Origin of the sequence: Duganella phyllosphaerae (genome assembly GCF_001758785.1) — a bacterium.
Classification (GTDB): domain Bacteria; phylum Pseudomonadota; class Gammaproteobacteria; order Burkholderiales; family Burkholderiaceae_D; genus Rugamonas; species Rugamonas phyllosphaerae.
This window is the reverse complement of record NZ_LROM01000092.1, coordinates 31,236-51,216: the sequence shown is the minus strand read 5'-3', so window position 1 is coordinate 51,216 and position 19,981 is coordinate 31,236. Positions and strand designations below refer to the sequence as shown.

Below are 19,981 nucleotides of genomic sequence, written 5' to 3'. Positions count from 1 at the left end.
TCTGACCTTCAAAATCGTTCTGACAATCCGCTATTTTACCTGCTGACCGGTCCGGGATTCGGATATCATGGTCCGTCTGGCTTTTCCATAATCATATAAACAATATTGTCATCCGGAGTTTTGAAGATGAATAGTGCGGCATTATCCAATCCCAGGGAAATCACCATCCGCGGGATTTTCCTCGGCATTCTCATCACGCTGGTATTTACCGCCGCCCAGGTATACCTGGGCCTCAAGGTGGGCCTCACCTTCGCCACGTCGATCCCGGCGGCGGTGATCTCGATGGCGCTGCTGTCGGCGTTCAAGAACGCCACCATCCAGGAAAACAACATCGTCCAGACCATCGCCTCGGCCGCCGGCACGCTGGCGTCGGTAATCTTCGTGCTGCCTGGACTGCTGATGGTCGGCTGGTGGGCGCACGTGCCGTTCTGGCCGACGTTCGGCGCCTGCGCCATCGGCGGCGTGCTGGGCGTGATGTACACGGTGCCGCTGCGGCGCGCGCTGGTGTCGCAATCGACGCTGCCCTACCCCGAAGGCGTGGCTGCCGCCGAAGTGCTCAAGGTCGGCACCGCCACCCGCGAGGGCGCCAAGGAAGGCAAAGCCGGCCTGCAGGCGGTGCTGCTGGGCGCGATCGCCTCGGCCGTCATGGCGCTGGGCGCCGCCGCCAAGCTGATGGCCGCCGAACTGACGTTCTACTTCCGTACGGGCGCTGCCGGCGCCACCGGCATCGGCGCTGCCGGTTCGCTGGCGCTGATTGGCGCCGGCCACCTGATGGGCATCACCGTCGGCGTCGCCATGCTGGCCGGCCTGGTAATCGCCTGGGGCATCCTGGTGCCGTGGCTCACCGCGCTGGCGCCAGCCGCCGCCGGCGTAGGCGCCGAAGCCCACGCGCTGGCGATCTGGAGCAAGGAAGTACGCATGATCGGCGCCGGCGTGATCGGTGTGGCCGCCATCATCACCCTGGCAGGCCTGGCCAAGCCCATCATCGGCGGCCTCAAGTCCGCCATGGACACCGCGCGCCGCGCCAAGCTGGACGGCGCCGTCATCGACCGCACCGAGCAGGACATCCCGATCTTCATGGTCGGCCTGGTGACCCTGCTGGCCATGGTGCCGGCCGGTTGGCTGCTGTTCAGCTTCCTGCAGGGCGGTCCGCTGGCGTCAATGTCGCTGCCGCTGGTGGCGGTGGGCGTCGGCTACATCCTGGTCGCCGGCGTGTTTGCCGCCGCCGTGTGCGGCTACATGGCAGGCCTGATCGGTTCGTCCAACTCGCCGGTATCGGGCATTGCGATTCTGGCCATTCTCGGCGCCGCGCTCATCGTGGGCATGGTCGGTCGCAGCGTCATGGGCCCGCAGGTGGCGCACGCGCTGATCGCCTACGCGCTGTTCGTCACCACCGTGGTGCTGGCCGTGGCCGTGATCGGCAACGACAACCTGCAGGATCTGAAAACCGGCCAACTGGTCAACGCCACGCCGTGGAAGCAGCAAGTGGCGCTGCTGATCGGCGTGTTCGCCGGTTCGTGCGTGGTGCCGCCGGTGCTGGAACTGCTCAACCACGCCAACGGTTTTGTCGGTGCACCGAATCTCGATTCGATCTCCGACCAGCCGCTGGCCGCGCCGCAGGCACTGCTCATTTCCACGCTGGCCAAGGGCGTCATCGGTGGCGACCTGGAATGGGGTCTGCTCGGCTATGGCGCGCTGATCGGCCTGGGCCTGGTGCTGATTAACTTCTTCCTGAAAAAATCGTCGAACGACAAGTACAGCCTGCCGCCGCTGGGCGTGGGCCTGGCGATCTACCTGCCGAGCGCAGTGATCACCCCGGTGGTGCTCGGTGCGGTACTGGGCTACTACTTCGAAAAATCGGTCGGCAACTCGCCGGCCGGCGAGACCGCCAAGCGCCTGGCCGTGCTGATCATGTCCGGCTTCATCGTGGGCGAAAGCCTGTTCAACGTGGCGCTGGCCGGTCTGATCGTGGTCTCGGGCGAAGGCGAACCGCTGGCGATTGCCACGTCGCTGACGGCAGCGCACACCATGCTCGTTTCGCTGGTGGTGGGCGTGGTCGTGGTGACCGGGCTGTACCGCTGGGCGGGCCAGCGTGGCAAGGACGTGACAGCCTGAGGCTGCTCTTCCGCTGTCAAGAATGCCGCCCCGCCGCTGTGCCGGGCGGCATTTTTGTTTTTGCGACACAGCTATTGCATTCAGGATAGACAATGATCGTGTGGTGAACCTATAATTGTTTTTTGGTTAATCGACGATGCCATGCGCCGCCCACTGCTCACTCCCCTGTTTCACGTTGTTGTGGCGTGCGTCGCCATGCTGACCGGTCCGGCCCGGGCCGCCGCACCTTTGCCGCCCGTGGCCGCCTTCTTCGGCACGCCGCACTTCAGCCACGTCAAACTGTCGCCCGATGGCCGCCACGTGGCGATGGCGATCCTGCTGCCCGATGGCTCGCAAGGCATCGCGGTGCGCGGCACCGAGGCCGACGGCAAACTCGGCGCTTTGGCGCGGGTGGACGGCGTGGACGTCGGGATCAGTGCCATCGACTGGGTCAACAACGGCCGCCTCACTTACCTGCTCAAGGACCTGCGCCGCAATGCGGACACCCAGCGCGACGTGTTCGCAGTCGATATCGACGGCAAGAACCTGCGCCACCTGATCAGCGGCGACTGGCGTTTCAAACCGGATGCACCGATCGGCAGCACGATCTCGAGTCGCATGCTGCCGCCCGGGTATGTGTATGTCGACCGTATCAACGACGGCTCGGACGACATCCTGATCGCCAAGGTCAGCTGGAACAATGTGGACATCGCGTCAAATTCGTCGCGCCTGCACCGTCTCAATACCCGTACCCAGCGCATCCGCCCGGCGTTCGAGGGCAGCCAGCCGCCGGCGGTGCGCAGCTGGCTCAACGATTACGATGCGGTACCGCGCGTGGTGACGTCGGAACTCAAGGGGCGCTGTTCCACCTGGTACCGCAAGCCGGACGACACCAGCTGGACCGAGATCGACAGCGCCGCCTGCGCCGAGGGCAAGGCCTTCCAGCCGCAGTTTTTCGATGGCAGCGACTCGCTGTACGTGGAAGCGAACTACAAGGGCTACGACGCGCTGTACCGGTACGATCTGAACACGCTCACGCGCGACGCGCAGCCGGTCGTGGAAACCGTGGGCTTCGATTTCCAGGGCAGCCCGGTGGTGGACATGACCTCGAAGCGGCTGCTCGGGCTGCACCTGACCACAGACGCCAACACGACCGTTTGGTTCAACCCGGTGCTGAAGGCCGAGCAGGCCAAGATCGACGCCCTGCTGAGCGGTTCGATCAACACCATCTCGTGCGCCGCCGACTGCCTGGCCGCGCCGGTGCTGCTGGTCACCCGCGAAAACGACCGCCTGCCGACCGAATACGCGTTGTACGTGCGCGCCACCGGCAAGCTGCTGGGCCTGGGCAGCAGCCATCCCGACATCAAGCCGGCGCAGATGGGCCAGCGCAGCTTCCACCATTACCCGGCGCGCGACGGCCGCAAGATCCCTGTTTATGTGACCACGCCGGCCGATGGCGCCGCCGGGCCGCGCCCGGCCGTCGTGCTGGTGCACGGCGGTCCCACGGTGCGCGGCAGCTCGTGGGAATGGGATGACGAAGCGGCCTTCCTCGCTTCGCGCGGCTACCTTGTGATCCAGCCCGAGTTCCGTGGCAGCACCGGCTTCGGCAGCGACCACACCACGGCCGGTTACCGGCAATGGGGCGGCACCATGCAGGACGACCTGGCCGACGCCGCCCAGTGGGCGGTGAAGCAAGGCTGGGCCGATGCGCGCCGCATCGGCATCATGGGCGCGAGCTACGGCGGCTATGCCACCTTGATGGGCCTGATCAAGGACCCGGCGATTTTCCGTGCCGGCGTGGCCTGGTCCGGCGTGACCGACCTGCAGTTGCTGTTTACCTCGCTGCAATCGGACGCCACCGAGGATGCGCTCGACTACGGCATGCGCGCGACCATCGGCGATCCCGAGCGCGACGCAGCCCTGTTCCGCACCAACTCGCCGCTGCGCCGCGCCGCCGAACTGAAGCAACCGCTGCTGCTGGCCCATGGCATCGACGACCTGCGCGTGCCGATCCAGCACGCCAGCGACTTCTACGGCGCCGTCAAGGCCCACAACAAGCAGGTGCAACTGGTGACCTACGACGACGAACAACACACCTGGCGCAAGCAGCAAACCATCCTCGACTTCTGGCAACGCGTCGACACCTTCCTCGATACCAACCTCAAGCACTGATTTCCACGTTTATGATCATCCAACTGTCAAGCTCCTGCCCACCGCCGCTGCGACGTCATCCCCTTTCATGCGTGTTCGCGCTGGTCGGCGCACTCCTCGCTGGTGCAACGGCGCCAGCGCTGGCGGCGCCGTTGCTGCCGCCGGTCTCCGCTTTTTTTGAAACGCCCTACCTGGGCGAGGTAACGTTGTCGCCGAAAGGCAGCATGGTGGCCATGGCGATCAGGCGCGATGACGGCACGCTGGCCATCGAGGTGCGCGAGACGGCCAACCCAGCCAAGGGTAGCGAGTTGGCGCGGGTGGACAATGTCAATGTCGGCATTGCCGATATCCATTGGATCAACGAAAAGCGTCTTGGCTACACGCTCAAGAACCTGGGCAAGAACAGCAGCACCTTCCTCGACGAATTTGCCATCGATGTCGATGGCAGCGACCGGCGCCACCTGATCAGCGGCAACTGGAATCACGACCAGGAAGCGCCCACCGGCACCATGATCGGCAGCCGCATGCTTACCGCCGGGCACATGTACGTAGGTGCCGTGCATGATGGTTCGGATGACATCCTGATCGTCAAGTTCCTCTGGAATAACACCGAAATCATGTCCGAATCGTCGCGCCTGTACCGGCTCAATACCCGTACCCAGCGACTGACACCGGCATTCGAAGGTTCGCAGCCAGCGGCCATCAAAGACTGGATGACCGACAACGACGGCGTGCCGCGCGTCGTGACGTCCAAGGTGCAAGGGCGTTGCACCACCTATTACCGCAAGCCCGACGATACCACCTGGACCAACATCGACAGCGGCCAGTGCCTGGAATTGGGCACGCTCTTCCAGCCGCGGTTTTTCGACGGCAGCGACAGCCTGTACGTGAACGCCGCGCACAATGGCTATGCCGCGTTGTACCGCTACAACCTGGCCGCGATGAAACTGGATCCCGAACCGGTGGTGGAAACCCCGGGGTTCGACTTCCGCGGCGCCCCGATCATCGACTTCGACAGCAAACGCATGCTGGGCTTGTACCTGACCACCGACGCCAATACCACGGTCTGGTTCAACGCTGCGCTCAAGGCTGACCAGGCCAAAATCGACGCCGCCCTGCCCGGCATCAACCGCATCATTTGCGCGGCGCACTGCCTGGCGTCGCCGATCCTGCTGGTGCGCCGGGAAACCGATCGCCGACCGTCCGAGTACGTGTTGTACACGCGCGCCACCGGCAAGATGGTCGGCCTGGGCAGCGCCCACCCGGGCATCTTGCCGGCGCAGATGGGCGAACGCAGTTTCCATCGTTACAAGGCGCGCGACGGCCGCGAGATACCGGTCTACGTTACGTTGCCAGCCGAAAAAGCGGACGGACCACGGCCGGCCGTGGTGCTGGTGCATGGTGGCCCGGCAGTGCGCGGCGGTTCGTGGGAATGGGACGACGAAGCGGCCTTCCTCGCTTCACGCGGCTACGTGGTGATCCAGCCCGAGTTCCGTGGCGGTGCCGGTTTTGGCAGCGACCATTTGCGGGCCGGGTTCCGGCAATGGGGCGCCGCCATGCAGGACGACCTGGCCGACGCCGCGCAGTGGGCCGTCAAGCAGGGCTGGGCCGACCCCGCGCGGATCGGCATCATGGGCGCGAGCTACGGCGGCTATGCCACGCTGATGGGATTGATCAAGGATCCGCAGTTGTTCCGGGTGGGCGTGGCCTGGGCCGGCGTGACCGACCTGGGACTGATGTTCACCTCATCGAGCTCGGATGCCACCAGGGAAAACCTCGGCTACAGCATGCGCACCATGATCGGCGACCCCGACACCGACGCCGAACTGTTCCGCAAATATTCGCCACTGCAGCGCGCAACCGAACTCAAGCAACCTTTATTACTGGCGCACGGCGCCGACGACCGGCGCGTGCCACTGGAACACGCCACCAGGTTCTACCGCGCGGTCAAGTCGAACAACCCGAAAGCCGAACTGATCATCTACGACGACGAACAGCACGGCTGGCGCAAGCAGCAAACCCTGCTCGATTTCTGGAAGCGCGTTGAAACCTTCCTCGACACCAACCTCAAGCACTAAGCTTCGGGTTAGATTTCGGCGAGCGCCTTCAGGTGGGCGACCACGCTGCGGCCGAGGGCGGAGAGGTTGTAGCCGCCCTCAAGGCAGCTGACGATGCGCCCTTTGGCATACAGCCGGGCGATGTCCATGATCTGTTCGGTCATCCAGGCGTAATCGGCTTCCACCAGGCCCATGCCACCGAGGTCGTCCTCGCGGTGGGCATCGAAGCCGGCTGAGATAAAAATCATCTCGGGCTGGAACGCGTGCAGCGCCGGCAGCCATTGTTCGGTAACGATGCGGCGCACGTCGTCGCCCTTGGACGCCAGCGGCACCGGCACGTTGACGCGGTTGGGCGTGATCGGCAGCGGCTCGTTGTACGGGTAAAACGGGTGCTGAAAAAAACTCACCATCAGTGCGCGCGGCTCGTCGCGGAACGCCTCTTCGGTGCCGTTGCCGTGGTGGACGTCGAAGTCGACGATCGCCACCCGCGCCAGTCCGCGCGCGTCGAGCGCATGCTTGGCGGCGACCGCGACGTTGTTGAACAGGCAGAAACCCATCGGCTCCATCGCACGCGCGTGGTGGCCCGGCGGGCGCACCGAGCAGAAGGCGTTGTCGATTTCGCCGTCGATGACAGCGTCGGTGGCGGCCACCGCCGCGCCGGCCGCACGCTGCGCCGCCAGCCAGCTCCAGGCGTTGAGCGAGGTGTCGCCGTCGAGCGGATAGGTGTCGCCGGGGGCGGGCACGTTGTCGCGGATGATGGCGATCGCATTCTTGCTGTGGTTGCGTTCGAGGTCGGCCACGGCGACCAGCGGCGCCTCGCGGTAGTCGAGCAGGTCGCTGATGTGGGAGCCGATCAGCTGGTCGGAAATCGCCTGCAGGCGCGCGGGCGACTCGGGGTGCCACTCGCCCATGTCGTGGCGTTGGCAGTCTGGATGGCTGTAAATGGCGGTGGTCATGACTCTCTTGTGTCTCCGGCGCAGTTTCTCGCATAGAATCGACTGTATGCAAGATGCCCAGCTGTTCCATGCTTTCTATGCGCTAATCTACCACATATCATGTACACAAAATTGCACGCGGCAGCACGGCAGGTGGGCACCATCATCGTCGGCAAGGACTTGCAGATCCGCCAGGCACTGGCCTGCATGCTGGCAGGTGGCCACCTACTGGTGGAAGACGTGCCGGGCGTGGGCAAAACCACGCTGGCGCACGCGCTGGCCATTTCGCTGGGACTGCGCTTTAACCGCATCCAGTTCACCAGCGACCTGCTGCCGGCCGACGTGAACGGCATCTCGATCTACGACCGCGAACAGAACGGCTTCGTGTTCCACCCCGGCCCCATCTTCACGCAAGTGCTGCTGGCCGACGAAATCAACCGCGCCACGCCGAAAACCCAGTCCGGCCTGCTCGAGGCGATGGAGGAGCGCCAGGTCAGCGCCGACGGCGTCACGCGCGAACTGCCCACGCCGTTCTTCGTGATCGCCACGCAAAATCCCACCCACCAGATCGGCACCTTCCCGCTGCCGGAATCGCAGCTCGACCGCTTTTTGATGTGCCTCTCGCTCGGCTACCCGGACGCCGCCGCCGAACGCGCACTGCTGCTGGGCGACGACCGCCGCGCCCTGCTCAAGACGCTGCCGGCGGCGATGACGTCGAACGAACTCGCCGACGCCCAGCAGTCGCTGCGCGCACTGCACGTGGCGCCCACGCTGGCCGACTACGTGCAGCGCCTGGCCGCCGCCTCGCGCCAGAACGGCATGTTTGCCGAGGGCCTGAGTCCGCGCGCGGCGATTGCGCTGCTGCAGGCGGCGCGCGCCTGGGCCGCGCTCGAAGGCCGCAACCACGTGCTGCCCGAGGACGTGCAGGCGGTGCTGGCGCCCGTGTGCGCGCACCGCCTGCGGCCGGTCAAGGCGGCGCACGGCACGGCGCTGGCCAGCGGCGACCTGGTGCTGCAGTGGCAAAAATCGGTGCCGGTGTAGGCGACGATGGCAGCCCGGTCCCGATGGCAGGCGTGGTACCGCGAACGCCGTGAGCGCTGGCTGATCGAACGTGACCGGCGCGAGGACCCTGCAGGCAGCGGCCTCACGCTCACCCCGCGCCGCGTGTACATCCTGCCCACCCGGCCCGGCCTGTCGTTTACCGTCCTGCTGCTGATCATGCTGATCGGCGCCCTCAACTACAACCTGGGCCTGGGCTTCGCGCTGACCTTCTTTACCGGCGCCTGCGCCGTGGCCGATATGTATCTCACCACCCGCAACCTGGTGGCGCTCAGGCTGACGGCAGGCCGCGCGGCGCCGGTGTTTGCCGGCGAGCAGGCGCAGTTCGAACTACACCTGCACAACCCCACGCGGCGCGACCGCTTTGCGATCATGGTCGGCTTCGAAGACGCTGCCAGCGCGAACAAGGCCGGCGCGCCCACCCATGCCACCGACGTGGCGGCCGGCGCCAGCAGCGCCGTGGTGCTGTCGGCGCCGGCGCCCGCCCGGGGCTGGCTGGCCGCGCCGCGCATTCGCCTGGTCACCAGTTTTCCGCTCGGGCTGTTCCGCGCCTGGTCGTACTGGAAGCCGGTACCGCCCGAGCTGGCGGTGCTGGTGTACCCGGCGCCCGAAACGCCGGGGCCGCCGCTGCCCTCGCACGGCGCCGCCAGCGAGGACGGCCACGGCGCGGTGGGCCTCGACAATTTTGCCGGCATCCGTCCCTACCAGCAGGGCGACCCGTTGCGCCACCTGGCCTGGCGCCAGATCGCGCGCCACGATCCGGCCCTTGGCGGCCAGTTGGTGACCAAGCAGTTCGACGGCGGCGCGGTAGCCGAACTGGCGCTCGATTTTGCCGACCTGCCGGCCCACCTGGGCCTCGAACTGCGGCTCTCGCGCCTGACCCAGTGGGTGCTGCAAGCGGAGCTGCGCGCCCTGCCCTACAGCCTGCGCCTGGGCGCCGCGTCGTACGGCCCGGCGCTGGGCGAAGCCCACCGCGCCGCCTGCCTGCGCGCGCTGGCGCTGTACCGGGGGGCAGCATGAAGTCGCCCCTGTTAGAGCGCCTGCAACGGCTGCCGCGCGAAAAATCGGACACGCTGCTGCTCCTGGTGGCCGCGCTGATGGTGCTGGCGCCCCACTTCGGCCACCTGCCGCCGTGGACCAGCGTGGCCGTCTGCGCAATCCTGCTGTGGCGCGCGGTACTCACCTGGCGCGGCCGGCGCATGCCGTCGTTCCGGGTGCTGCTGCCGGTATCGGTGGCCAGCATGGCCGGCGTGTACGCCAGCTTCGGCACGCTGCTGGGGCGCGACCCCGGCGTGGCCATGCTCACGCTGCTGCTGGCGTTCAAACTGCTCGAGATGCGCGCACGGCGCGACCTGTTCGTGGTCGTCTTCCTGGCGTTCTTCGTGCTGCTGACGAATTTCTTCTACTCGCAAAGCATGCCCACCGCGCTGTTCATGGTGGCCACGCTGATCGTGCTGCTCACCGCCCTGCAAACCTTTCAGTACACGGGCATGGTGCCGCCGCTGGGCGCTCGCCTGCGCACGTCGGCGCGGCTGTTCGCGCTGGCGGCGCCGCTGGCGGTGATGATCTTCATCGTCTTCCCGCGCATCCATGGGCCGCTGTGGGGCATGCCGGGCGACGCCGCCAGCGGCCGCACCGGCCTGTCCGACAGCATGGCGCCCGGCACGCTGTCGTCGCTGGCGCAGTCCGACGAGGTGGCGTTCCGCGTGCGCTTCCCGGGCGCGCAGACGCCGCCGCAGCAGCAGCTTTACTGGCGCAGCATCGTGCTGGGCGACTACGACGGCAGTACCTGGACCCGGGTGCCGCGCCGGCGCGGACCGCAGCGCCAGGAGATTGCCATCGCCCTGCGCGGCGCACCGGTGCGCCAGGAGGTCACCATGGAGCCCAGCGGCCAGCGCTGGCTGGCGGTGCTGGAACTGGGTGGCCCGCAGGTGGAGATGGCGGGCTACGGCGTGCGCGATTCGGACGAGATGGAGTACTTCACCACCACGCCGGTGGACCGCCGTGCGCGCTACAGCGCGACCTCGTATCCAGACTACGCGCTGCAGGCCAACGCCCAGCCGGAGAGCCTGGCGCGCTGGCTGGAACTGCCGGCCGGCTTCAACCCGCGCACACTGGCGCTGGCGCGGCAACTGCGCCAGGCCGCGCCGCATGCCGATGGCGCCGCACTGTCGCAGCAAGTGCTCGACATATTCCGCCGGGAGGCCTTCAGCTACACCCTGCAGCCGCCGCTGGGAGGACGTAACCTGGTCGACGATTTTCTGTTCGCCAGCCGCGCCGGCTTTTGCGAACACTACGCCAGCGCGTACGTGGTACTGATGCGCGCCATGGGCGTGCCGGCGCGCGTGGTTACCGGCTACCAGGGCGGCGAGCGCAACCCGGTCGATGGTTACCTGGCGGTGCGCCAGTCCGACGCCCATGCCTGGGCCGAGATCTGGCTGCCAGGGCGTGGCTGGCGCCGGGTGGATCCCACTGCAGCCGTGGCGCCCGAGCGCGTATCGCGCAACCTGGCGCGGGCGCTGCCGGCGCCGGCCGGCTTTGCGCCGTTGTTTGCGCTGCAAAACGATCCCGATTCCTGGCTGGCAGGCTTCAGATTCCGCTACGCGGCGCTCAATAATGCTTGGAATCAATACATCCTCGATTACAATCCAGAGCGGCAGCGCAGTTTTCTTGCGCAGTTGAGCACCAGCCTGGCGACGTGGCGCGCAGCCCTGGCGGCGATCATGATCGCTGTGCTGGTGGCGCTGTGGCGCTGGCGGCGCCAGCGGCGCGCGGTCGATCCGCTCGAGGCTGTATACGAGGCCTTTTGCCGCCAGCAAGCGCGCCACGGCAACCCGCGCCAGCCCGACGAAGGGCCGGCCGCCTATGCTGCCCGCTTGCGCACGCGGCCGGCAAGTGCGGAACAGCACGCCGCCGCCGACCAGTTTTTGTTACTGTACGGGACGCTCAAATACGCCGCGCCCGACCCCGAATCACGCACAGCGTCGCTGGCGACGCTTACAACACTGTTACCCCTATGCCGATAAAAACCCTGATTGCTCCCTTGCTGGCCTCCGTGCTGCTCACCTGCGCCGCCGGCGCCCATGCCCAAAACCAGCCGGTGGACCGCTACGGCTACAAGCAGCCGCCGCAAAAAAAGGCCGCGCCCAAGAAAAAGGCCGAGCCCAAGCCGGCACCCAAGGCGGCCACCGATTACGTCGGCGAATACGTCAACTTCGGCGAGTGGAAGGAAGTGCGGGCATTCCTCGACGACGTTGCCATCCGCGACAATTTCGACCGCAAGGAGCTCGACACCATGATGAGCCAGGTGCGCTACCTCGACTCGGTGGTGCAACTGGTGAAACCGGCGCCGCCGGGCAAGCCGAAGAACTGGCAGGCGTACCGCGCCCTCAATGTCGATCCGGTACGCACCAGCGCCGGCGTGCGGTTCTGGAACGAGAACGCCGAGGCGCTGGCGCGCGCCGAATCGCTGTACGGCGTGCCGGCCGAGATCATCGTCGCCATCGTTGGCGTGGAAACCGTGTACGGCCGCATCACCGGCCGCTTCCGCGTGCTCGACACCCTGGCCACGCTGGCATTTGCCTATCCCGAGTCGCCATCGCGCGAAGCGCGCATGACGTACTTCAAGGGCGAGCTGGAAGCGGCGCTGCTGTTTGCCCGCGCCGACGGCCTGGACCCGCTGTCGCTGCGCGGCTCGTTTGCCGGCGCCATGGGCATGCCGCAGTTCATGCCCAGCAGCGCAATGAAATACGCGGTCGATTTCGACGGCAGCGGCAAGATCGACCTGCTTGGCTCGAGCACCGACGTGGTCGGCAGCGTGGCGTCGTTCCTGGCCGCGCACGGCTGGCAGCGCGAGGTCACGGGGCCGATCGCCTACCCGGTCAAGGTGTCGCCCAACCGCGCCTGGGAACCGCTGCTGCAACAGGGCTTGACGGCAAAATACAAGCCGCAGGACTTGACGGCGGCCGGTGTCGTCCCCACCGTAGCATTGCCGGAACAAGCGATGTACGGCCTGGTGGATTTGCAGAACGGCGGCGAGGCGACCGAGTACTGGGCGGCCAACCCGAACTTCTTTGCCATCACCCAATACAACCGCAGCTATTTCTACGCGATGTCGGTGGTGGACCTGGGGAAGGCGATCAAGGATGCGCGTGCCACCACAAGTCCTGGCACGGCGGCTGGCAATCCATAAGGATGTAAGTAAGCGTAAATGCTCTTGGGACAAGTTCCTGAGAGCACTATCTTAATTACCATTTAGAAATTATCTTCCGTGCGACAACTAACTTAGCGCGGCAAAAAAATATCCGGCACAACAACTGAATTGCCTTACAATTAAGTTTAGTTGCTAATATGATGTGTGCATGGAAGCTTAGCACACGAAGCGGTGTATAATTCTCACACAATGTTGCATCGTGACAACAAGATAACACCAACAACGCTTTTTTTAATTGCTGCTGAGTATTATATTGCGCGATGTTGTATAATTGTGTATATATTATGAAACTTTTTATCCCGGAATTGCGTCCATGTGTGAGTTTTCCTGCCGAGGGAAGAACATTACGCGGCAAAGCGAGCTCCGAGTGTTGTACTTAGCAGGACAACTTTACCCGAAGGAAAAGACGATATCATGACAAACCAAGTCGGCATAGATATGAACAACGATGCGGATGGCGATGATCTGCTGCAATACAATCCCAACCGCCTGCTCGATACGCTGATCGAGAACCTGCGTCTGAAAAACGATGCAGCACTGTCGCGTGCGTTGGAAGTCGCGCCGCCGGTCATTTCGAAAATTCGTCACCACCGCCTGCCGGTCGGCGCTTCGCTGCTGATCCGCATGCACGAAGTGAGCGATCTGAGCATTCGCGACCTGCGTTACCTGATGGGCGATCGCCGCAACAAGTTCCGCATCAGCGACAAGCAGTTCAAACCGAAAGATCCGGTCGATTCCGGTTCGGGCAGCCAGGGTTAATTTACCCCGGTCGTCACATCATCCCGGCCCCTTACGGGGGCGCGGGATTATCTGCATTGTCAGGCTGGGAACACACCGGTTGACAGGTAACGGTCACCACGGTCGCAGACGATGAACACGATCGTTGCGTTCTCCACCGTTTGCGACAGCCGCAGCGCGATCTCGCAGGCGCCCGCCGCCGAAATCCCACAGAATATGCCCTCTTCCGCCGCCATGCGGCGCGCCATGCGTTCGGCTGCGGCCTGCGACACCGATTCCACCTTGTCTACCCGCGTACGGTCGTAAATCTTCGGCAGATAGGCTTCGGGCCATTTGCGGATGCCCGGTATCGACGAACCTTCTTCGGGCTCGGCGCCGATGATCTGCACGTCCGGGTTCTGCTCCTTCAGGTACCGCGACACGCCCATGATGGTGCCGGTGGTGCCCATGGCGCTGACAAAATGCGTGACCCGGCCGTCGGTGTCGCGCCAGATTTCCGGGCCGGTGCTGTCGTAGTGGGCGCGGGCGTTGTCCTGGTTGCCGAACTGGTCGAGGATGATGCCCTTGCCGTCCTTTTGCAGTTGGTCGGCCATGTCGCGCGCGTATTCCATGCCGCCGGTCTTGGGCGTGAGCATGATCTGGGCGCCGTAGGCGGCCATGCTCTGGCGCCGTTCGATGCTCAGGTTTTCCGGCATCAGCAGCAGCATCTTGTAGCCGCGCAGCGCAGCGGCCATGGCCAGCGCAATGCCGGTATTGCCGCTGGTCGCTTCGATCAGGGTGTCGCCAGGCTTGATGTCGCCGCGTTCCTCGGCGCGCTTGAGCATGGACATGGCGGCGCGGTCCTTGACCGAACCGGCCGGGTTGTTGCCCTCGAGCTTGCCCAAAATGATGTTGTTGCGTGCGGCCGCCTCGGCGCCCGGCAGGCGCGTCAGCTGCACCAGCGGCGTGTTGCCGATCGTATCTTCCAGAGTCTTGTAAGCCATCGTTGTCTTTGTCGGTGAGTGCGTCAGAACAGCCATTTTAATCCGAGTTGGGCTTGCGTGTATGGCAAGCCCCCTCCCGAAAGGACAAGACGCGCCAACTCTTCACACGCGCGCCACGCCTTGCGCTAGACTTTCACCAAACGCCACTCCGGCGCATCCTACTTCTTTCCACACCATGGCCATCTCCCCACTCGACCCCATCGCCGCAGAAACGCACGACGCCCTGGCCACCTCGCCCACTGCGCTTGCGCCGGCCCACGCCGCTCCCACGCTCGACCTCGATAAACGCGGCTACCAGATCTTCCCCACGCTCAGCCCCGGCGACGTCAAGCAGATGCTGCGCTTCGGCCAGCAGCGTACTTACCAGGACGGCGAACCGGTGATCGAGGCGGGCAAGACCTGCTACGGCCTGATGCTCGTGCTCAAGGGCGCGCTGGCCATGTACCGCACCAACGGTCTCGACGAGCCGATGCTGTTTACCACCCACACCGTGGGCCAGTTCGCCGGCGAAGTGGCGCAACTGTCGGGCCGCTCGCCGCTGGCCAATGGCTACGCGGTTGGCGCCACCGACGTGCTGGTGGTGCCGCCGGAGTCGCTGCGCGCACTGCTGGTGGCGCACGCCGATCTGGGCGAGCGCATCGTGCGCGCGCTGATCCTGCGCCGGGTGGGCCTGATCGAACAGAACTCGGGCGGCCCCACCATCATCGGCGCACGCAGCCAGGGCCGGGTCCATGCGCTGCAGAGTTTTTTGTCGGCCAACGGTCATCCTTACAGCGTGATCGATCCAGCCGAAGACCAGCGCGCCGCCGACCTGATCGCCGCGCATGACGCCAGCGGCGACGACCTGCCGCTGGTGGTCTGCCCCGACGGCGCCATCAAGAAGAATCCGACCACGGTGGACATGGGCCGCTGCCTGGGCATGCTGCCCGAACTCGATGACAACAAGGTGTGGGACGTGATCGTGGTGGGCGCCGGCCCGGCCGGCCTGGCCACCGCCGTGTATGCCGCGTCCGAAGGGCTGTCGGTGCTGGCGCTGGAAACGCGCGCCTACGGCGGCCAGGCCGGCGCCAGCGCCCGTATCGAAAACTACCTGGGCTTCCCCACCGGTGTCTCGGGTGGCGCCCTGGCCGGGCGCGCCTACGTGCAGGCGCAGAAGTTCGGCGTGGAGATCGCCATCCCCGCGCCCAGCGGCCGCCTGATCTGCGACACCTGGCCGCTGCAAGTGGAAATGTGCGGCAGCTACCAGCGCCTGAAGGCCCGCACCGTGGTGCTGTCGTGCGGAGCGCGCTACCGCCGCCCCTCGCTGGCCAACCTCAAGCAGTTCGAGGGCAAGGGCGTGTATTACTGGGCCTCGCCCATCGAAGCCAGGCTGTGCCGCTCGGAAGAAATCGTGCTGGTCGGCGGCGGCAACTCGGCCGGCCAGGCCGCCGTGTTCCTGTCGGCCCACGCGTCCAAGGTGCACATGCTGATCCGCCGCGACAGCCTGTCCGCCACCATGTCGAGCTACCTGATCGAACGGATCGAAGCCACGCCGAATATCGAGCTGCACACGTACAGCGAAATCGTCGCACTCGAGGGCAACGACGACGGCCTGAAACAGATCCGCGTGCACAATTCAAAAACCGGGCAGGAGACCGACTACGATGTGGGCCGCGTATTCCTGTTCATCGGCGCCGATCCCAACACGGCGTGGCTCGGCGACTGCGGTGTCGATGTGGACGAACACGGTTTCATCCGCACCGGTTTCGACGTAACCAAGGCCCAGTGCCGCGCCAACTTCGAGAACGGCGTCTATCCGCGCGAGCTGCCCAGCCGCGCGGCGCTGGAAACCAGCGTGCCGGGCGTGTTCGCCATCGGCGACGTGCGCGCCACCTCCACCAAGCGGGTGGCCGCAGCGGTGGGCGAAGGCGCGGCGGTGGTCTCGCAAATCCACCAATTTTTGGCGAACCTGCCGGTGGACAAGCGAGCGGTGTAACCGACCTGGCAGCGGCTTTTCTCGGGACCTGTCGTGAACAGGCTTACGCCCTTGCGTCGAGCTCCCGCTCCACCTCCGCCAAGGCGGCACTCGGCCCGCTTACCAAGGCGCGCAGGCTGCTGCGCGCGGGTTCGGCGCGCAGCCGTGCAGCCTGCTCGCTGCCGAGGTTGTCGTACCAGATCTGCGATTGCGTCAGCCATTTGCCCAACGACGCATCGAGTCGCAGCGCCAGCGCCTGTTCCCGGTCGAGCCGCAGACTGAGCCGGGCAATCCATTCGAGCCACTGCCACGGATGGCTTTCCGCCATGCGCAACAGCAGCCGCAGGTCGCCTACCGCCTCGAGCATGCGCGCGACCTGCTCGAACGGCAGATAGGCGCCGTCACGCTGTACCAGCATGGCGCCAAACTTGCGCACCCGGGGCGCGCTATCTGCCAGCGCGACCGCCGCGATATGATCCTTGTCGGCTGCGGCCAGTTTGAACCACGCAGTCAACGCGGCCAGACGTACTATGGCGCGAGTGTCGGCAGCGCATGAGCGCACCAGTTCCGTATCGCCCAGGGCGCGCAGCGCAGCCAGTTCGGCCAAGCAGATCTGCGCGGTTCTGGCCGTTACCGCCTGGCCAAGCAAGGTGCGGTAATAGGCTCGCACATCGACGCCCAGCGCGCCAAGATACTCGCGTGCCACGTACCTGGCAGACGACTGGGTATCGCCCAGGGCGCGCATCGCAGCTGTCTTCCGCGCTTCCGGCGTCGCATCGTCCTGTGCCAGCAAACCACGCAAGGCCCGGGTACGCACCGTGCCAAAATGCGAACGCAGCGCCAGCGCCTGGCAAGCAGGCTGCTGACCGGCAGGCAAGTCACCGATCAGTTGCACCGCGTCCAGGCACAGCACGATATCGTCACCACGGCCCAGTATCAGCGCGATCAGGGCGTGCGTATCGACGAGCCGGTAGCGCATCAGCAACCCGATGCAGGCGCGCGCGCTGACAATATCGCCATGGCGCGCCTGCTCGGCAATCACATCGGTCCCCAGCAGCGCGATCAGCCTGGCCTCGAACGTTGCGAGCCACTGCGCGCTGTCGCCCCGGCCGCTACCGCCACGCAGCCGCAACATGCCGGGCAAGTTGGCCAGCAATTGCGCCTTAGGCGAGGTCAGCAGCAATTCCGACAGCGCCTGGCGCGCAGCCTCGCGCACTTCGGGCACCCAGTCGTTGAGACGCTCGTTGACGATGGGCAGCAAGTCGGGCTGGCCCAGCTGACCACATCGGCGCACGGCAGCCTCCCGTACATAACCGGAACAATTGGTGGCGTACCGGCTCAGGTCAGGCAGCGTATGTGCGCATGACGCGTCCGCGATCAATGTTTGCAGATAATTTGCCATCGCCTTACCTTGCCGCCGCATCGATGGCATTAATTTCGAAATCACCGTCATCGACCAGCCGCTCCCGCCCCGGGAAGCGGTCGATGCCCTTGCTGCGCATGACCGACAGCACCAGGCTCTGGCCTGGCACCGGGCGATCGGGCACCTGCTGGTAGAACGGATCGGCAAACGCCTGCGCGGGCGTGATGATGGTCCAGCCCATGTCCTTGAACTGCGCGATGGCGTCCTTGAGCCACAGCGCATTGATCAGGTTGTGGTGCAGCAGGATCACTTGCGGGATGTCTCGGCCTTGGTACTGGCGCGACAGGTCGCGGTAGGCGGTGGCGCGCTGGCGCAGGTGGTCCAGGTAGGCTTGCCGGATCACGGTCAGATCTGCTTTGGGATTGGCCTCGAGGACCTCGTTGAGTTTTTCGTCGAGGCGCCAGTCACTGGTGTCGAGCGAAACGTCGCCATTGCGGTAGCCGTGCTGCTTGAGGAAGGCGCGCATGCCGTCGCGCTTCTCCGGCGTGTTGCCCTCGCGCAGATAGGTGTAGCGGAACCATTTTTGATAGCCGGGCAGCGGCGCGATGATGCGGTCGCAATCGAGCACTTCCTGCTGGTACTGCGCCAGCGTTACCTTGGTGCTGTTCAGGTCCGGGTGCGTCATGGTGTGGTTGCCGACCGCGTGGCCGGCGTCGCCCCAGGCCTTCGCCAGCGCCAGCCCGGCCGGCTCGTTGGCGCCGTTGCCGCAGGTGACGAATAACGCGGCCGAGACGTGGTGCGCGGCCAGCGCGCCGAGCAGCGCATCGTTGCGCTGCTGCGGGGTCATCAAAGGCGTTGGTTCCAGGCGCGGGCCGTCGTCGAAGGTGAAGGCGACGGTTTGTGCGGCAGCCGTGCCCAGTGTGCACACAATGGCGGTGGCAGTGGCGGCCACGGCCAGGATCAATCGTTTCATGCAGTCTCCTTGAGGCGTTTGAGTTGGGCGGCCTGGTAGGCGCCGAAGGCGTCGTTGAACAGGCAGCGGATCAGCGGGTCGTCAGCGATGTCGGCGTCCTCGGGCGCACCGTTGATGCGCAAATACATCGAGGTGAGCGACTCGCCCAGCGCCAGGCCGGCGTACAGCTTGGCAGCGGGGATTTCGGTGGTCCAGCCCAATGGCTGGCTGTCGGTGGCTGCTGCAATGCTGCCGTCTTCAATATCAGCGCGCTCGATGCTGTCGCCGTGAATACGATAGCGGAAGCGGCGCCCGGACCCGTCATGATCGAACACCGTCAGCTGCCACCGGCGCGGCTCCATGAAATAACTGTCGTCGGGCAGTTCCATCTCTTCATACTTTTGCAGCAGGCCGCGCTGGCAGAAGTCCAGCACCAGCGCCGCCTGTTCCACGGTCAATGCCGGAAAGCGGCGCGCGATGTCGGCCGTGGCTGGTGGCTTGATGGCCGGGTCGTACTGGAAATCGACGTCCTGGTCGCCTACCGGGATCACCCACGGCAACGGCGCGGCCGGCGTCAAGGCCTGCGGGGTCAGTTCGAACGCCACCGAGGGATCGAGGCGCACCACGTGCGCGGCCGGCAGCCAGGCGCCTGCATCCTGCGCGAACTGGCGGTACGTGATCGGGAACATGGCGTGGTTGTACCACGACCATGGCTCCTGCACGAACTGGCACGAGCTGGGCACCACGTAGCGCGGGTTCAGTGCTTGCAGTTGCCCGGGCCAGTCGTCGGGCAGCGCCACCGCCGGTGTGGCGCGCGCGCCGGCCATCGCGGGCACGGGCGCGCATACCAACTCTGGCGCGGTGTCGCCATCACGCGTGCGCGACGGCGCGATCACGTCCACTTCGCGCATGGTCTGGAATGGCCACAGCACCATGTCCCACGGTGCGTAGGCCTTCAACTGCTCGAGCGTGTGCGGGTCCATCCATGAATCGACCACGTTGAGGATGTTCAGGCCCTCGGCGCGGATGTGGAACATGGAATCGACTTCGTCGTCGAGCGCGCGGCGGGCGATGATCTCGAAGGCGCCCACGTGCACCGGCTGGTCGATCTCCAAAGAATTCACATTGGTGAAACCGAGTTCGCGCAACATGGCGAACAGTTCCTCGAACAGGCAGTAGAGGTAGACCGGCGTGGCGCGCGGCAGCAGGTGCAGGCTGTCGAACGAGCAGTGGTCGTCGTGGAAGTGCGAGATGAAGATGGCGTCTGGCGTGAGCTGGCGTATCTGGTCCGGGTCGAAGCGGACGTCGGGAAAGGCGTGGCAGTTGCGGCTGAAAGGGTTTTCGAAGATGGGGTCGAACAGGATCTGGGTGCCGCCGGATTCGAAGACGTAGCCGGCGTGGAGGATGCGGGAAATTTTCATGATTACCTGGTGAGCCTGAATGCCGTCATCCCCGCGTACGCGGGGATCCATGGAAAGCCGG

At 65.5% G+C, this 19,981-nt stretch carries 14 protein-coding genes; 9 read left to right on the top strand and 5 right to left on the bottom strand.

Features of this window, described 5'->3' with window-relative positions:
• Nucleotides 1-126: 126 nt before the first annotated feature.
• The 3 genes from DUPY_RS16055 to DUPY_RS16045 all read left to right on the top strand — a co-directional run bounded on the left by DUPY_RS16055 (nt 127) and on the right by DUPY_RS16045 (nt 6,323).
• A complete protein-coding gene (locus DUPY_RS16055) occupies nt 127-2,115 on the top strand; it encodes an OPT family oligopeptide transporter (RefSeq protein WP_070249403.1) in 1,989 nt (662 codons plus the stop codon).
• 141 nt (nt 2,116-2,256) lie between these two features.
• Nucleotides 2,257-4,266 (top strand): alpha/beta hydrolase family protein, encoded by a 2,010-nt coding sequence (locus tag DUPY_RS16050; RefSeq protein WP_070249402.1) that lies wholly within the window; start codon nt 2,257-2,259, stop codon nt 4,264-4,266.
• 11 nt (nt 4,267-4,277) lie between these two features.
• Nucleotides 4,278-6,323, top strand: a complete 2,046-nt coding sequence (locus DUPY_RS16045; protein WP_229255393.1) for an alpha/beta hydrolase family protein — start codon at nt 4,278-4,280, stop codon at nt 6,321-6,323.
• 8 nt (nt 6,324-6,331) lie between these two features.
• Here the strand turns inward: DUPY_RS16045 and DUPY_RS16040 are convergent, their stop codons facing one another.
• Nucleotides 6,332-7,258: a histone deacetylase family protein gene (locus tag DUPY_RS16040; protein WP_070249401.1), complete on the bottom strand. Its 927-nt coding sequence runs from the start codon at nt 7,256-7,258 to the stop codon at nt 6,332-6,334.
• 99 nt (nt 7,259-7,357) lie between these two features.
• Here DUPY_RS16040 and DUPY_RS16035 point away from each other — a divergent pair, with 99 nt between their 5' ends.
• The 5 genes from DUPY_RS16035 to DUPY_RS16015 all read left to right on the top strand — a co-directional run bounded on the left by DUPY_RS16035 (nt 7,358) and on the right by DUPY_RS16015 (nt 13,268).
• Entirely contained in the window at nt 7,358-8,278 is a 921-nt protein-coding gene (locus tag DUPY_RS16035) for an AAA family ATPase (RefSeq protein WP_070249400.1), read from the top strand.
• A 6-nt stretch (nt 8,279-8,284) separates the two neighbouring features.
• A complete protein-coding gene (locus DUPY_RS16030) occupies nt 8,285-9,316 on the top strand; it encodes a DUF58 domain-containing protein (RefSeq protein WP_070249399.1) in 1,032 nt (343 codons plus the stop codon).
• On the top strand, nt 9,313-11,322 hold the full coding sequence (locus tag DUPY_RS16025; RefSeq protein ID WP_070249398.1) for a transglutaminase TgpA family protein: 2,010 nt from the start codon (nt 9,313-9,315) through the stop codon (nt 11,320-11,322). The genes DUPY_RS16030 and DUPY_RS16025 overlap by 4 nt, the downstream gene beginning before the upstream one ends.
• Complete coding sequence (mltB, locus tag DUPY_RS16020) at nt 11,313-12,488, top strand: lytic murein transglycosylase B (protein WP_070249397.1); 1,176 nt, start codon at nt 11,313-11,315, stop codon at nt 12,486-12,488. Before DUPY_RS16025 ends, mltB begins: the two co-directional genes overlap by 10 nt.
• Before the next feature lie 435 nt (nt 12,489-12,923).
• A complete protein-coding gene (locus DUPY_RS16015) occupies nt 12,924-13,268 on the top strand; it encodes a hypothetical protein (protein WP_026637273.1) in 345 nt (114 codons plus the stop codon).
• A 59-nt stretch (nt 13,269-13,327) separates the two neighbouring features.
• On the opposite strand, the gene cysM is transcribed toward DUPY_RS16015, so the two are convergent.
• Complete coding sequence (gene cysM, locus DUPY_RS16010) at nt 13,328-14,230, bottom strand: cysteine synthase CysM (RefSeq protein ID WP_070249396.1); 903 nt, start codon at nt 14,228-14,230, stop codon at nt 13,328-13,330.
• A 175-nt stretch (nt 14,231-14,405) separates the two neighbouring features.
• On the opposite strand from cysM, the gene DUPY_RS16005 reads away from it, so the two are divergent.
• Nucleotides 14,406-16,205 (top strand): FAD-dependent oxidoreductase, encoded by a 1,800-nt coding sequence (locus tag DUPY_RS16005; protein WP_084640742.1) that lies wholly within the window; start codon nt 14,406-14,408, stop codon nt 16,203-16,205.
• Nucleotides 16,206-16,248: 43 nt separating this feature from the next.
• Here the strand turns inward: DUPY_RS16005 and DUPY_RS16000 are convergent, their stop codons facing one another.
• The 3 genes from DUPY_RS16000 to DUPY_RS15990 are packed head-to-tail and all read right to left on the bottom strand — an operon-like array spanning nt 16,249 to nt 19,920.
• The gene (locus tag DUPY_RS16000) at nt 16,249-17,586 is read right to left on the bottom strand and encodes a HEAT repeat domain-containing protein (RefSeq protein WP_229255392.1); all 1,338 of its coding nucleotides are present in this window, start codon (nt 17,584-17,586) and stop codon (nt 16,249-16,251) included.
• Nucleotides 17,587-17,590: 4 nt separating this feature from the next.
• Complete coding sequence (locus DUPY_RS15995) at nt 17,591-18,520, bottom strand: polysaccharide deacetylase family protein (RefSeq protein WP_070249394.1); 930 nt, start codon at nt 18,518-18,520, stop codon at nt 17,591-17,593.
• Complete coding sequence (locus tag DUPY_RS15990) at nt 18,517-19,920, bottom strand: MBL fold metallo-hydrolase (RefSeq protein ID WP_070249393.1); 1,404 nt, start codon at nt 19,918-19,920, stop codon at nt 18,517-18,519. Before DUPY_RS15990 ends, DUPY_RS15995 begins: the two co-directional genes overlap by 4 nt.
• Nucleotides 19,921-19,981: the final 61 nt, after the last annotated feature.

What these genes read in the sequence shown, in the direction of transcription:
- DUPY_RS15995 (WP_070249394.1), bottom strand. Translation starts at nt 18,520, where the DNA reads ATGAAACGATTGATCCTGGCCGTGGCCGCCACTGCCACCGCCATTGTG.
- DUPY_RS16015 (WP_026637273.1), top strand. Translation starts at nt 12,924, where the DNA reads ATGACAAACCAAGTCGGCATAGATATGAACAACGATGCGGATGGCGAT.
- DUPY_RS16045 (WP_229255393.1), top strand. Translation starts at nt 4,278, where the DNA reads ATGATCATCCAACTGTCAAGCTCCTGCCCACCGCCGCTGCGACGTCAT.
- DUPY_RS15990 (WP_070249393.1), bottom strand. Translation starts at nt 19,920, where the DNA reads ATGAAAATTTCCCGCATCCTCCACGCCGGCTACGTCTTCGAATCCGGC.
- DUPY_RS16030 (WP_070249399.1), top strand. Translation starts at nt 8,285, where the DNA reads ATGGCAGCCCGGTCCCGATGGCAGGCGTGGTACCGCGAACGCCGTGAG.
- mltB (WP_070249397.1), top strand. Translation starts at nt 11,313, where the DNA reads ATGCCGATAAAAACCCTGATTGCTCCCTTGCTGGCCTCCGTGCTGCTC.
- DUPY_RS16035 (WP_070249400.1), top strand. Translation starts at nt 7,358, where the DNA reads ATGTACACAAAATTGCACGCGGCAGCACGGCAGGTGGGCACCATCATC.
- DUPY_RS16005 (WP_084640742.1), top strand. Translation starts at nt 14,406, where the DNA reads ATGGCCATCTCCCCACTCGACCCCATCGCCGCAGAAACGCACGACGCC.
- DUPY_RS16050 (WP_070249402.1), top strand. Translation starts at nt 2,257, where the DNA reads ATGCGCCGCCCACTGCTCACTCCCCTGTTTCACGTTGTTGTGGCGTGC.
- cysM (WP_070249396.1), bottom strand. Translation starts at nt 14,230, where the DNA reads ATGGCTTACAAGACTCTGGAAGATACGATCGGCAACACGCCGCTGGTG.
- DUPY_RS16025 (WP_070249398.1), top strand. Translation starts at nt 9,313, where the DNA reads ATGAAGTCGCCCCTGTTAGAGCGCCTGCAACGGCTGCCGCGCGAAAAA.
- DUPY_RS16040 (WP_070249401.1), bottom strand. Translation starts at nt 7,258, where the DNA reads ATGACCACCGCCATTTACAGCCATCCAGACTGCCAACGCCACGACATG.
- DUPY_RS16000 (WP_229255392.1), bottom strand. Translation starts at nt 17,586, where the DNA reads ATGGCAAATTATCTGCAAACATTGATCGCGGACGCGTCATGCGCACAT.
- DUPY_RS16055 (WP_070249403.1), top strand. Translation starts at nt 127, where the DNA reads ATGAATAGTGCGGCATTATCCAATCCCAGGGAAATCACCATCCGCGGG.